Annotated in this window: 5 protein-coding genes; all 5 read right to left on the bottom strand. The window is 34.9% G+C overall.

Going from position 1 to position 15,700, the window contains the following annotated elements:
- Nucleotides 1-7: 7 nt before the first annotated feature.
- The 5 genes from OCV67_RS05870 to OCV67_RS05850 are packed head-to-tail and all read right to left on the bottom strand — an operon-like array spanning nucleotide 8 to nucleotide 15,629.
- On the bottom strand, nucleotides 8-6,655 hold the full coding sequence (locus OCV67_RS05870; RefSeq protein WP_147643057.1) for a non-ribosomal peptide synthetase: 6,648 nt from the start codon (nucleotides 6,653-6,655) through the stop codon (nucleotides 8-10).
- An 11-nt stretch (nucleotides 6,656-6,666) separates the two neighbouring features.
- Nucleotides 6,667-10,578 (bottom strand): non-ribosomal peptide synthetase, encoded by a 3,912-nt coding sequence (locus OCV67_RS05865; RefSeq protein ID WP_147643056.1) that lies wholly within the window; start codon nucleotides 10,576-10,578, stop codon nucleotides 6,667-6,669.
- A gap of 12 nt (nucleotides 10,579-10,590) precedes the next feature.
- Nucleotides 10,591-11,697, bottom strand: a complete 1,107-nt coding sequence (locus OCV67_RS05860; RefSeq protein ID WP_147643055.1) for a Gfo/Idh/MocA family oxidoreductase — start codon at nucleotides 11,695-11,697, stop codon at nucleotides 10,591-10,593.
- A 3-nt stretch (nucleotides 11,698-11,700) separates the two neighbouring features.
- Nucleotides 11,701-12,792, bottom strand: coding sequence for a saccharopine dehydrogenase NADP-binding domain-containing protein (locus tag OCV67_RS05855; protein ID WP_147643054.1), 1,092 nt, complete (start codon nucleotides 12,790-12,792; stop codon nucleotides 11,701-11,703).
- Complete coding sequence (locus OCV67_RS05850; protein ID WP_178085022.1) at nucleotides 12,789-15,629, bottom strand: amino acid adenylation domain-containing protein; 2,841 nt, start codon at nucleotides 15,627-15,629, stop codon at nucleotides 12,789-12,791. Before OCV67_RS05850 ends, OCV67_RS05855 begins: the two co-directional genes overlap by 4 nt.
- Between the last annotated feature and the right edge of the window lie 71 nt (nucleotides 15,630-15,700).

Raw genomic sequence — 15,700 nt, 5'->3', positions numbered from 1 at the left:
TTTTCGATCAGTTCCATTTATTATTATCAGCAATTTCTCTGATGAATTCAATATACCTGTCAAAACAGTTCATTATCTCTTTCTCATCATAAAGCTGTGAAACATAGTCCCACACAAAAACGTATTTTCCATTTCTGTTATATATCTGATGATCAAGAGATACCTGCGGCGTCTGGCTCAGCGCATATACCTCTTTCATATTTTCCGGATAATATATTTCATTATCAGTATCGCTTCCTGAACGAAGCATACTTGTGAACACAACAGGAAATACAGCCTTGTTTGAATTTTCGTCTGATATTTCCTTAACTATCTCTATTCCGTTTACATATCTGTTTTCAATTGCATATATCATCTGATTTTTTATATCTTCTATATCCTCAAGAAAGCTTTCTTTTCTGTTATATGCAATAAATGTCGTATTTGTAAAATCGCCGAATACGTCTGATATATCTTCGCAAACAGGGATCCTGTTGAATAACGTAAGATTGAGCGTGAAAGGCTTTTCATTGCACCAGCTAAAAAGCGTTTTCATATATGCGCCGCATATAACAACCGATTCGGTGCAATTATATTTTTTTATATTGCTTTCAAGTTTTGCTGACAGTTCTTCATTCAAGGCATACTGAAGTCTTTTAAAATAAGGTTTGTCAACTTCACTCATTGCCTTTACATAAGGCAGCTGAGGCGCCGGCGGAAGTTCTTTTATACGTTTTTTCCAGAACTCCAAAGATTTTTCTCTATAATTATTTTTCTTTAAATAATCTTCCTCAAGACGTATATATTCGCCAAAACCAATAGATGGTGCGGTTATCTCAAGACCATTGTATTTACGAAAAATCTGTTCCATAAACATATAGGCGCTCCAGCCATCAAGAATAATGCAGTCTATACTGAAATGAATATGCTTTTCACCGTTTACGTTGCTGACGGATATTTCAAACATAGGCCACGAACCTATTTTATATGTCCGGTGTGATATTTCATTTCTGTAATCGGCAAGAGCTTTTTCATCAAAATCAAAAACCTTTACTTCATAGTGATGAACAGCTTCAGGCAAAGTCTGCGTACCGTTATCGTTTATCACCATACGCATTATATCCTGACTTTGAACTACGCAGTTTACTGCTGTCTCAAGCCGCTTCACATTACACTCATTCCAGATAAACTCGGTATAATAATGAGCTCCGATGTTTCCAAGCTCATACTTGTCGCTTCTTCCGATAACATATGCCCTTTGAATAGGTTTGAGAGGTATTTCCCTACTGTCGAGAATATTTTCAGACTCACTCAGATATTCAAGTATCTCTGACCTTCTATTTTTTATTTCAGATCTTATTTCATCTGTAAGAGAATTTTTTTCAGCAGTGAATTTAAGCTTTCCGTTTTCATTTCTTAAGTAAATATTCCTTTTAAGAAGTTCTTCAAGAAAAGTCTTTATAGTATTTTCTTTTTTATCTTCAGCTTTTTTCGGCTTTTCCGTTTGTTTTTTATCATTATAGAAATCAAGAAGCCCGCCTATATTTTTATATGCCATTATTTCACTTATATCTGGTCTTTCACCAAATGCAACTTCAAGATGATTTGCAATTTTTATTATCTCAACAGATGAAACGCCCAACGTCATAAAGCTTTCATTTATATCTATACTTTCAGCAGATAAAACTTCTTTTATTATTTCTGTTATTTTCTTTTCGGTTTCATTCAGAACTCTGTTTACAGCCGGAGATGTTGATTTATTATTTTTTTCATATTCAGAAATAAGCGCTTTTCGATCAATTTTACCGTTTGGCGTTACAGGAAATTTTTCCATGACCATAATTTTATCAGGAATAAAATATTCAGGCAGATATTTTCTCATATTTGCTTTCATTTCATTTTCACCGTATGATGAAACAACAAATGCGATAAGTCTTTTATTATCTGCCTTTTCACCTATTAATACAATAACAGAATCTTCCGCACCTGATTTTTTCATCACTTCCTGGATTTCACCTATTTCAACCCTGTACCCATTTATTTTAAGCTGATTATCTTTTCTTCCGAGGAATTCTATACAGCCGTTTTTATGATATCTTCCCCAGTCGCCGGTCTCATATAAAATTCCGTCATATACGCTTACAATATGCTGAAAAGATTTTTCTGTTATTTCGGGACTGTTATAATAACCCTGAGCAACTCCCTTGCCTGCTATAAAAAGTCTGCCCGCTACCATATCAGGGCATTGCCTGTTAAACTCGTCAAGAATAAAAAATTTTTGATTTTCAAGAGGGTAACCATACGGTATTGATTTCCATTGAGGATTGAATTTCTTTACCTCGTAATAATTTGACCATATAGACGCTTCGGTAGCGCCGCCCATACTAATAAGCAAAGCTTTTGGAATGTACTTGCTCATTTTTTCAGGAACATGAAGAGGTATCCAGTCACCTGACAATATAACGCTTTTAAGAGTTTTATTTTTTAATTTTTTTGTTTCAAGATAATCAAGAAACAAATCAAACAGTGACGGAACAGAATTCCAGATTGTAACGTTATATTTTTCCGCACTTCTGAACCAGTATTCCGGACTAGTCCTTTCCTTTTCAGTTGGCAGAACAATCAGACCGCCTGCTGAAAGTATTCCGAACATATCATAAACTGACAAATCAAAGCTTGCTGATGAAACTGCTATGACCGCACTATTTTCATTGACATCATACTTATTGTTTACATCAATTATCGTATTCATTGCAGATCTGTGTGTTATTGCAGCTCCTTTTGGTTTTCCCGTTGAGCCTGAAGTGTAAATTATATAAGCGAGACTATCCGCTGAATTACTGATATTTTCAAAATTATATTCTTTTTTCGAATCACAATATATATCAATAATATATTCACTCAGATCGTCAAATTTATCGTACGAAATATCAGATATTATGCATTTTGCTTCAGAGGAATTAAAAATCTCTTTTGTACGCGTCAAAGGCTGATCATATGAAACAGGAACATAAACTCCGCCGCACATTACAACTGCAATTATTGCCGCTATCTGCTCAGGGGATTTCCGGCACTGAATTATAACCCTGTCCCCCTGTCTGATATTTTTGTTTTCCAGAATAGCCGCAACTCCATTTACTTTCCTATGTAAATCGCCATATGTATATATCTTATCTTCAAAAACTATTGCTCTGTTCTGCGGTTTCTCTTTGAAGTTTTTCATTATAAATTCATAAAGAAAATGATCTCCTGTATCTTTATCTGTCTGATTTACCTTTTCATGAATTCTTACCTGAGAATGCGGTCTGAGGTCTGAAACCTTATTTTCCCAGAATGCTCTGTCAGAGGAAGCGTTGCTTAAAAGTCTGATATATACTTCAAACATTACTTCTGCATTATTGCCTGCATATATTCCCTCAAGAACATCCCAGCTTATAAGAACATCTTCGCCTATTTCAAAGACCTGATGATCCATAAACACCTGCGGTGTAGTTGACGATGAATAGATTACATTATCAAAAAACATATTTTGTGTTATTTTTTCAGAACCTATTCCGCTTGTAAACACAACAGGATATATATTATTTTCAGCTGAAACCTTTCCTATTTCCTTAATATATTCGACCGCACTGAAATCACTGTGATAAATACTTTCCTGAAGTTCGTTCTGTATATTCAAAGCATTCTGCACAAAAGAAACATCGTCTCTTTTTATATCAACAAGCGCAAGCTTTGTAAAATCACCCATAACATTTACTATATCATCTGATACATTATCTCTTCCGAAAACAGTCACTATAACTCCGAATCTGCTGCCGCAGCCAAATCCTGAAATGACTTCAGAGTACACGGCAAGCAATGCGGCTGAAGGCGTCAATCCATAACCGGCAGAAATTTTTACAAATCTTTTCCAGTCATCTTTTTTTATAAGATGCTGATATCTTTTGAATTTTCCCTTTTCTTTTTTCTCAAGAGACAGATCTACAGGCAGTTCCGGCGAAGGAGGAAAATCTTCTAGCTTTTTCATCCAGAATTCTTTATCCTTCCGGTACTTTTCTTTTTTTACAGGGTTAGACATATATGTTACATAATCTCTGAAAGATGAATTTATTTCAGGAAGTTCTTCACCGTTATATAATGCGTCAAGATCATTCCACATAAGGAACAAGCTCATTGCGTCTGCCGCCATCAGATCGACTCCTGAAAAAAATCTGTATATATTATCTCCCAAAGGAAGAACTCTGAACTCAAAAAGAAGTCTGTCAGTCGGAATAACCATATGTTCCATTTCATGTCTTATTTTTTCCGCAAATTCTTTTGCATTTTCTATGTCATTTTCAGAATATATTGTAAGCGGAATTTTTATTTCGCTGCTGTGTCTGATTTGCTGCATACCATTACTGTCTATAACAGTTCTCAGCATCTCATGCCTTTCAACAAGCTTTTTCACCGCAGCTTCAAACTTCTGCAAATCAAGGTATTTCAAATCAAATTCACAATACCCGTAGCAGCTCACTCCTCCCCAAGATACATCCTTGTTCCTTCCCACCCAATAGGCTTTCTGAATGTCATTTAACGGAAAAGGCTTATATCTGTTATCAGTATCTATCTTATACTGATTTGATTTTATTTTTTTTTTTGATATATTTTCACTGCCAGAGACGAGTGAATATATATAACCTGTCATTTTTCTTATTGTATTGTTTGCAGTAACAGATGCAGCGTCGATGCTGATATTGTATTTTTCTTCTATATGATTCTTTAAAGAATAAAGCATCATTGAAGATATTCCAAGCTCTGGGAAAGTTGCATTATAATCAATATCAAAAATTGTAAGACCCGAACTTTCTGAAATAAAGCCTATTAAATCACTGAAAATATCATTTTCACGTATTTCAATTTTCTTAGTATTTTGTGCTGCGCCAGTTTCTTCAAAATTCTTGACAAAGAGAATGGCATCGTCATTTTTTGTATAATATCTTTCTTTATTTGCTTTTCTCTGGATTTTTCCTGAAGCGGTTTTTTCAATATTACCGTCTCTGACGAAAATAACTGTATCAACTTCTATAGAAAATCTAATTAAAACATTGTTTCTGATTTTTGCAGAAAGTTTTTCATATTCTTGGGATTCAATACCGTCTTTTAGCGCCTGGACAATTATGAGCTTTTCAGTATCGTCCTCCACAGAGCTGAACGCTGCCGTACCATTATCCACAAAGCTGCTGTCTGTAAGAAAAACCGTCCTTTCGATATCCTGCGGATAGAAATTTTTCCCGCGTATAATAATAAGGTCTTTTTTTCTTCCCGTAATGAAAAGCTCACCTTTTTTATTAAGAAATCCAAGGTCACCTGTCTTTAAGTATCTCGCTCCATTTTCATCTGTACCAAAACTTTCTTCCGTTGCTTCCGGATTATTATAATATCCGTTTGTAATGCTCGGACCGTGTGAATATATTTCACCGACAGTATATGCTCCGAGTTTTTCTCCGCTTTGAGGATCTCTTATAGTAATTTCATGATCTGATATTGCCGTTCCGTTTGCAACAAGGAAAACTTCTTTATCTGACTTTTCATCTATCATTTCATTGATATTATAAAAACTGGTTTCTTCAATAACGTCAATGATCCCTGAATTCAGTTTATTTAAATCTGCTTTGATTATCGTCAGATCTTCGCCTATCCTGTAAGCTGTTTCAACTAATGTTGCTTCCGACTGTCCGTAGGCAAACATGATTGTACGTTTATCAAGACCGATTTTCTCAACCTGATTGAAAAAACGTATAAATGTGTTTATATGCACAGGTTCAGAACCTGAAATGCATCTTACTATGCTTTTAAGCGAATATTTGCTTTTTTCGTCGTCGGATAGTTTTTCAAGAACATTTGCCATAAGCTCATATGCAAAATTAGGAGCAACAGTATATTCGCCTTTATATTCTGTAATTGCCTTGAACCATAAAAGCGGATTCTGAGTGAAATACTGTGCAGGAACTATAACTGATTTACCGCCATAATAAATAGGTGAAAGCATTGATGCAATCAGTCCCATTGCGTGATAATAAGGCAGCCAAGTTATGAAACTCTTTGATTTTCCAAGATCTAGATACTTTCCTATCACATCAATATTAGTCAAAAGATTTTCATAGCTTACCATTACTCCTTTCGGATTTCCTGTAGAACCTGATGTGTACTGCAATGTTACAAGATCTTGACTGTCGACTTCAACTGCTTCCATTTTTCTTTCAGCCATATCCTCAGATAATATATCAAGTTCTGAAAGCGTTTCAGATAATGACGTAATTTTTGCAAGCATTTCGGAAGATTTTTTTGAAGTGAGAATAAATCCTGCACCTGAATCTTTTGCTATAAGTTCCCACTTTTCAATATTTGAAGGGTCAGTCGGAAAATCTACAGGAACAGCAACTGCTCCGATATACATACACGCATAAAAAGCAACTATAAAGTCCATTACGTCAACGTATAAAAGAATAACATTATCGCCTTTTTTTATTCCATTTTCATTTAAAAGCGCTGCAAAGGACATAACTCTCTTTTCAAAATTGACAAATGACAGCGGCTGCTTTTCACCATTCAGTTCATACTGTACTAAAATATCGTCATCAGGCATTTCCCTGCTGAATTTTTTCATACTGTCGATAAAACTAAAAATTTTCATGTATTTCTCCTTTATATTCTTCTGAATTCACCGAGACAGCTTTCCTGCCATTTTTCTGCACCTTCATCATTGCCCTTATATGCAATATTACCCATATACAAATTAGGTTCTGCTTTGCCAAATAAAACGCTTTTTTCGGCAATTTCATTTTTACTTTCTTCAGCATAATCAATTATTTCAACTTCTGAAACTTCAACATCACTGTTGAGAAGTCTTGAAGCTGCTTCAACGGCAACAGCGCCGCCTATATTATATCCGATAAAACGGTATGACGATTTGTTACACTTCATTATTTCATCAGCATATTCCCCGCCAAGGATTTCAACAGCATTTTGTTCTGAAAGACTGCAAAAATAATCCTTGTTTTTTACTCCGATGAAAATAACTTCTTCATCTGAATCTGAAACAATATTATCTATTTCAGACTCAATGCTTTCAAGATCGCCGTTGTTGCTGTGTATTACAACAACAGCCTTTTCGTTTCCTTCACTGAATTTCTTTATAAATATATTTTCATTGATCGAATCTTCCGTATTTTGTGTACTATCAGATATATCAGCATTCTTCTTGTCAGAATCAGTTATATTTTCAATATAAGCTGCAATTCCTCTAACCGTCGGACTATTGAGTATATTTGAAAGGATTGAATCAAACGAAACATCAGGTATATATTCATTTCTTATTTTTCCTGCACTTTGTGCCATAATAAGAGAATCTGCGCCCATTTCATATAAATTTTGACCGGCAGATATGAAAGAACAGCCTATTGCTTCTGAAAAAAGTTCAGAAATACTTTTTTCAAGCTCTGTCATATTTTCATTTTCAGTATCACCAATTCTTTCATTGATCGTATCAGATGACATTTCAATAAGTTTTTTTCTGTCAATTTTTCCGTTTTGACTTAAAGGCAAAGAATCAACAAATTTTATTACCGACGGTATCATATAAGAGGTCAATGATGATTTTAAATACTCCATAAAATCATCTTTATTTATTTTGCTTTCATCAGCTTCAGCATACGCAAAAATTTTATTCTCCACGCCCGATTTGCTTACGACAACGGCAGCATTTATAATACCTTCATAATTTTTTATTATAGATTCGATTTCTGTGAGTTCAATTCTAAAACCTTTAACCTTAACCTGACTGTCTTTTCTCCCAAGAAACTCTATATCACCGTTTGGCATATATCTGCCGAAATCGCCTGTTCGGTAAACTCTCTCAAAAGTTACAGGGTGAATAAAGAAACTCTTTTCCGTAAGCTCTTTACTGAGATAATATTCATCTGCAAGTCCAGTGCCTGTTATATAAAGTTCTCCTGCCGTAAATACAGGACAATCGTTTAATTTTTCATCTAGGACCTTATACCCCTGATTATATAAAGGTTTTCCATATGGAATACTTACCTTATCTGCGTCCTCCGCTTCATATTCATGGTATATCGACCAAATAGACGCTTCTGTTGCTCCGCCCAAAGAAACAATTCTAGCGTTTCGTGCCATGCTCATAATTTCATTTGGCAGTGAAACCGGTATCCAATCTCCCGACAGCATAACAAGCCGGATAGAATCCAATTCCTCTTCATTTGTTTCGTTTTTCAAGACAGTAAACATCTGCATAAATGACGGAACGGAATTCCATACCGATACTTTATATTTCGTTATAATCTTTTTCCAGTGGGCAGGATTTGTATATTTATCAACAGACGGCACGACAACTGTTCCTCCGACTGAAAGCAGTCCGAATATATCGTATACAGACAAATCAAAATTAAGCTGCGCAATGTTTAATACAACGTCATTTTCTGTAACATTATATCTCATATTTATATCTTCAATTGTATTGACCGCCGCTTTATGCGAAATGGCAACTCCTTTCGGATTTCCCGTTGAACCGGACGTATATATGATATACGCAAGGGAATTTTCGTCTGCAACAGGAAATTCCTTTGTTTTTACAGGCGCAACATAATCAAACTTATCTAAATACACGGCTTTAATATTTTTATCAAAATCAAAACCGTATTTTTTTAATGAAAACAAATATTTGCATTTTGTTTCTTCAAGGATATAATTTCTTCTTTTTTCTCCCTGCGTAACATCAAGAGGAAGATAGGTGCAGCCTGCGATCAGAGCAGCAATCGCAGCAATTATCTGATCTATTGACTTTTCAACGATAATTGCTACAATATCATTTTTCACTGCTCCTGACAAAACTATTTCGGCTGCAAGCTTTTCTGCCTTGTCAATCATATCGCCGTATGTAACCGTGCCGTTTTCATCGGCAAGAGCGATTCTGTCAGGTGTTTTTGCTGCGCATTCAAGTATTTTTGAATGAATGAGATGACGCGGCAATTCCTTTGCAGTATTATTTACATCTTTAAATAATTTTTCCTGCCATTGTGGTAATTTCAAAGCTTCGTTCTTTTCCCAATTTTCTTTTGAAACGCTCAAATCATTGAGCAATTTTTCAAAAATACTGAACATATCATCAATAACAGTCTCTTCAAAAACGCCTTTTCTAACGTCCCAGTTCACTTGTAATCCAAAAACTCCGTCCATAACCTGACAATCTATAAAAACCTGCGGAGTCTGACTTATACCATAACTCAAATCGCCTTTTAAATTTGTCATATCATTGTTGATAAGACCTATAGCGCTTGTGAAAACGATAGGCATAAAAGCGTAATCGCCGCCTTTTTTTCTTGAAAGCTCACGTATTACTTCAACGCCTGAAAAAAGTCTGTGATCAAGATTTTCAAAAAGAGTTTTATTCACTTGCTTTCCGTAATCAATAAAGCTTTCATTTTTGCTCATATCAACATCAACAATATCTACAGATGTAAAATCACCGATAACCCTGCCAATATTTTCATGAAGGGGCAGTCTGTTCAAAACTGTCATGTTTATACTGAATTTTTTATTTCTGCTCCACCTTTCAAGAACATAGGCATACGCCGTCATAACAGCCGATGTCGGCGTTATACCGAATTTACCGCATATTGATTTGAAGTTATCCCATTTTGTCTTTGAAAGTGACATATTTTTTCTTTCAAATGTAACTTTATCAGAATATTTGTTCTTATCCGTATTAATGTTCAAAGGAAGTGCAGGAGCTTTGGGAATACTGTCGATTTTCTTCATCCAGTACTCTTTATCGTTTTCATAGCTTATTGTATCTTTTATTTTTGACGCTGAAATAACATAATCTCTGAAACTCACATCAACTTCAGCCAGCTTTTGTACTTTTCCAAAATAGAGTTCTTCAAACTGTGACAATATTGTCCATATACTCATCCAGTCTGCAATTATAAATTCAATTGAAAAATGCATTATTGTTTTATCTGTAAATTTTGAAAAAGCAACTGTAAACAAAGGCTCTTTTTCCGTATCATATATCTTATGACTCAACTCCCTGCGTATTTGGCTGAATTTTTCCCCGGAGTTATCTGTCTTTTCAAAATCATAACAATTTACGTTCAGTTTTGAAAAATTTTTAAGTATGACCTGATAACCGTCTCTGTTTATTACAGAATGAAGCATTTCATGATGCTCGTATATTTTCTGCCACACGCCAGCAGCTCTTTCAGTATCAAATTCACAATTATATTTTATTTCCATATAGATGTGACACGCAACTCCGCCATATGCAAAATCCTGTCTTCTTCCAAGAAGATAAGCTGATTGAATATCAGTAAGAGGAAAGGTTTCATATCTGTTTTCAACGTCTTCTGTCAGAACAATACCGTTTTCTTCATCCAAAGCTTTTATTACGTCAGCTTTATTATCCTTTAAAAATGAAAGAAATTCATCATTCATTGCGCCTTTCGGCGCTTTAAATCTGAGTTTTCCATCTTCTGTCCATAATTTTATGCCGTTATTTCTGATTTTTACAATATTCTCTTTTATTTGTTTTTTATCCATTGAATTCTCCTGTTATTTAATAAAAAAATCGTCATACTTCTGTTTTAGCGCTGCATTCACAACAATTTCCGAAGGTATCGGCTGATGTACACAGCCTCTTTTTAATTTTGCAAATCCGAAAGCCTGAGTCATTTTATGCCATACAGTCGAAACATCGATCTCTCTCTGACACACTTTACTGATATTCTCTTCATTGGCTATATAATCATACATGTTAATCAGATCCCGTGCAACGGCACAAGGAAAGGATTCTCTTACCATATCCTCATATGTATGGTCACTGTAATCTCCGAGAACCGTTGATATTTTATCTTTCATGTATTCAGGATATATTCTTTCGGATATTTCCTTACTGTAACCTTCTCCCGGCGAATGAAGTCTTGCTGTCCACACAAGAGGACCGAAAGTATCGACAAGAGTAAGATGTCCGCACTCAAACCCTATCACTATCGAATGAAGCAGATGCATAAAATTATCAGGATCATCAGGATCTATTTCATTGTCATAATTTATTATTACAGGAATTTTTCCGACAACGGCGCTTGCAGTTTGAAACGGTCCTTCCGTATTAAGCACATTCTGAACATGGAAGGGCTTAATTGAAGGCAGAAGCTTTTCAAGTATATCTATCATAGGATATGAAACCTGCGGACAGCATGAAAAACTTGCATATAATATTTTCTGCTGCTTTTCTATTTCCTTGACAGCATCAATAAGTCTTTTTATTTCAGGAAGATAAATATAAAGGTCGCCCGTTTTAAAGAATACTTTATTTTTCATTGCAGATTTTATACAAACGGCAATATCTTTATAATGTACAGGCTGCTCCTGAATTACATTTACACCTCTCTCCATAAATTTCAAAGCTATTTCTGTTCCTTTTCCTCCAAGTGCACCTGAACGTATTACAACACACGCAATATCAATGTCACTAGGAATATCCTCAAATTTTGTGTACAACGGCACTCCATAGCTTTCAGCACACATCACTGAGCGCTTGCTTCCTCCCGCAAATATCCCTGCAAACTCAAATATATCCTTAAGCCTGCTTATTGCGTCCATATAGAACTGACCAAAGGTAGTTCCGCAGATTATAACTTTTAATTTTCTTTTTTCCAATTTTTATATTTCCCCTTCATCAAAGTAACTGTCGTCTTTAACATCAGATATACTTATAATATGCGCCGCATTGTATTTTTGTATTGAATTCCATACAAAAACAGGATCAACTATTTCAGACATTGTGTAAACTCCGTTTTTTACATTGTTTTTCATCATATATACAGCGGCAATCCCTGTCATAAAGCCCGTAAAATAAGAAGGCTGATATGTTTTAACTGCCATTCTCTTTTTGACATAACTGCCGTCTTTAATACCATCACATTCAAGCAGAAAACACATATATTCTTTTCGTCCAATCAAATCAAGATTAACCGACGTCATAAAATTCTTAATACATTTTTCTTTATCTTTATTCCATTCATATCTTGCATTTTTCATAAGCGAAGTTACTCTCTCTCCTTCGGATACAATAAACCATGACGCATTTTTGATCTTTGAAGAAACGGCTGTTTCTTCACACTCATCATCATAAAACGGTATTATTTTTATATCTTCAGAAAAATAAGGAAGTTCTGTTGTTTCGCTTTCAAATGAAGTTAAAGACTCCTTTTTGTAGTTTCTGTAATTTGCCATAAATCCTGTTTTTTCTTCACATGCACCGATTAAATAATCCTCCGCCGCTGCTTTTGTGAATTTTGAAATCCCGCCATAATAATAATTGAGATTCTCAGCTTCATCAAAAAGTGAAACAAGATATTTCTGTGCCAAGCCTGAAAATCCGGGAGACGATCCGCAGCCGTAAAGTGCGGCGGCAGACGATGATTTTCCCACTGTAAATCTCATATCAAATCCTGCGTCAACATATTTTTTTCCGCATTCTGAAACAATCTTGTAAATATCATAGGATAATTTATGCGACGGACCGCAGCAATTTATAACGATATCACATTCCCGAATAAAATTTTTAAGCGACCCCTTATCATAAACGTCAACCTTTTCAAGTCTGATATTTCCTATTTGCTCTTTCGTTTCTCCGCTGATTTTTTCAGGATATCTTCCGCCTATTTTTATATTTTCTGCTCCATATTCAGAAAGAAGAAGATTAAGAGTTCCTAGTCCTACCTGACCGTATCCTCCTATAATTGCGATCATATCTCGCCCTCCTCCATATCTGATTCTTCGACCTTCTGTTCAATAAGCTCAGCAATTTTATAAAGAGTCTGATTTTCAAACATCTGCTGCAATGAAATATCTACGCCCATTCTGTTTTTGATTATAGTCAGAAACTTTGTTGCTGCAAGACTATCTCCGCCGATTTCAATAAAACCGCTGTTTCTTGATATACTATCAAGCCCTAGAATCTCGCTCCATATAGCCGATACTGTTTCTTCTGTTTGAGTTTTCATCATATCGTCTTCAGTAAGTTCCTTTTCAATACTGAAGTCTTGCTCAATTTTCTTTCTATCAATTTTTCCATTGGAACTTAAAGGAATATCATAAAAATATTTTACATATTCGGGTATCATATAATCAGGCACTATTTCAGAGACTTTTTCTTTTACTTCTTTATCTGTTAATCTTTCATTATCAGTAAGAAAAGTAGCTTCCATCATAAAGGTCATACTGTTTTCTATTTTGGTAAGTTTTAAGCTGCTGTAACCAAGTCTGAACAGAATATTTTTCCACAAATCTGATGCCAGCATAGGATCACCCTTTGATTTTCTATCTTCATCAAGATTTTCAAAACCGTTTTCTATTACCGCAGCTGTAATATAACCTACAGGCATAAGTTTTTCCTGTTCAATAAACACAAGCTTACCGCCGTTTTTAAGAAGAAGCCGGCATTTTTTCAATGCTTTTTCCGTATCCTTATATCTATGAAGCCCGTTTACTGAAATAACATAATCAAACTTGAAAATCAACTCATTGTTCACTGAATAATCGGACACGAATTCATAGTTTATCGGAATATCAGTTTTATTGAGAATTTCTCTTGCTTGCGTAAGGATTGCCATTGAATTTTCGATATATGTAATGTCGCTTTCTTTATAAGACATTTTTTCAATTATTCTTCCTACTGTCGAACCTGTTCTTCCGTCAACAAAAGCAATATTGACGACTTTGTTATTTTTTTGGTAGTCGTTTCTTATTATTTGAATAAGCTTTTCAACAGCAAGCTGAACCGATTTATCTTTATAAGACATTTTTTCAGGCGACAAAAAATCATCATCAAGAATTGAAAGCGTACTTTTATCTCCGCTTAAAACTTCTGATAAAAGCTTTTTTGATGATTCCGCTTTTTCCATTAAAATTTTCTCTTCTTCATCAAGATCATCGCCTTTATATTCTGTAACAATTCTATATCTGCCGCCTTTATTTCCGTCTGATGTAAATATATTTCTTGATTCCAGCCACTTGAGCCACAGATATTTTGTACTTTCATTCGACTTAGAAAATTCCGTATTTTCTACTATATCAGTCATAATTTTTTCTATTATTTCAGTTTGATGTTCTTTATTTACAGTATTTTCGGAAATAATTTTTTTTTCAGCTATTCTTTTATCTGAAACAGGAGTCTTACTTGTAAGGGCTGTAAGTATATGTAAACTGTTTCCTGTTTTCTTCACAACGGAATATGATTTTTCAATCCCTTTAATACTCTGCGTAGCCGAATCTATTTCACCGAGTTCAATCCTGAAACCAGAAACCTTGACCTGATTATCTTTTCTTCCAAGAAACTCAATTATTCCGCTTTTATGGAAACAACCGTAGTCACCTGTTTTATACCATCTCTCACCATTATCTGTTATAAAACTTTTATCTGTAAGTTGAGGATCATTATAATATCCTTCAGCAACACCGTCGCCGCCTATCCAAAGCTCTCCTGCAATATTATCTTCGCAATCCTTTCCGGTTTCATCACATACTCTGAATTTCTGATTTGTAAGCGGCATTCCGTAAGGCACGGAACTCCATTCGCCTTCTGAATTGCTTATACTTTTCTCCCAGTCCTTTTTAACTTCAAAATAATTTGACCATATTGAACACTCTGTTGCACCTCCGAGACTAATAAATCTTATGTCCGGATATATGCTGCGGGCAAGCTCCGGCAAAGTCATAGGGATCCAGTCGCCAGAAATAAGCGCAAGCCTTATTCCCTTTTCAGAAATATTTTTCTCCTTTGAAACAAGATACATTTCAAAAAGCGCTGGGACTGAATTCCATATTGTAACATTATATTTTGCAGTAAGCTCTGACCATTGAGCAGCTTCCTTTGATATTGAATCATCAATAATAAGTAATTTTCCGCATACAGATGTCAATCCGAATATATCGTAAACAGACAAATCAAAATCAAGCGCTGAAACGGTTATTGCACAATCATTTTCATTGACTTCAAATCGCTTATTTATATCATAAATAGTATTCCATGCCGCTTTATGGCTTATCGCAACACCCTTTGGCGTTCCTGTTGAACCTGACGTGAATATAATATATGCAAGCGAATTTACATCTGTTTTATTTATGTCACGGTAAAGTTCTTCATCATTTTCATCAATCCTATCAGCCAAAATAACATTTTTAAATTTTATATCAAGCGAGGTTTCTGATATTATACATTTTATATCGGCTTTATCAATGATCTTATTTCTTCTGTCTTCCGGATGATGGGTTCCTATGGGCACATAAGTATGTCCTGAATACAAAACAGCCATAACGGCAATTATCTGAAGTGCTCCCCTGTTCAGCACAACTGCGATTTTTTCATTTTCATCAGAACATATATCGTTTATTTTCTTCGCAAGCTGCCTTGCCTTTTTTGCAATATATCCGTATGAATACTCTGTTCCGTCAGAAAAATATACACATACATTATCCGGTTTTTCTTCTGCATTTTTAAAAAAATTACCGTGGATAAGCTGAGGGTTTATAGTTTCCTTATTTTGCAGACTTTCTCTTTTGCTTAAAAAAATTGCTTCTTTCGTCATTTTTCTTCCTTTCATTTATAGTTAGAATATGCTAACCTGTTGCTTTTAATGATGCTGCATTTGCTGCAGCA

Origin of the sequence: Porcipelethomonas ammoniilytica, from assembly GCF_025567485.1 — a bacterium.
In the GTDB taxonomy this organism is placed as follows: Bacteria; Bacillota; Clostridia; order Oscillospirales; family Ruminococcaceae; genus Porcipelethomonas; species Porcipelethomonas ammoniilytica.
This window is presented reverse-complemented; position numbering and strand designations above follow the sequence as displayed.

What these genes read in the sequence shown, in the direction of transcription:
- OCV67_RS05850 (WP_178085022.1), bottom strand. Translation starts at nt 15,629, where the DNA reads ATGACGAAAGAAGCAATTTTTTTAAGCAAAAGAGAAAGTCTGCAAAAT.
- OCV67_RS05855 (WP_147643054.1), bottom strand. Translation starts at nt 12,792, where the DNA reads ATGATCGCAATTATAGGAGGATACGGTCAGGTAGGACTAGGAACTCTT.
- OCV67_RS05870 (WP_147643057.1), bottom strand. Translation starts at nt 6,655, where the DNA reads ATGAAAATTTTTAGTTTTATCGACAGTATGAAAAAATTCAGCAGGGAA.
- OCV67_RS05865 (WP_147643056.1), bottom strand. Translation starts at nt 10,578, where the DNA reads ATGGATAAAAAACAAATAAAAGAGAATATTGTAAAAATCAGAAATAAC.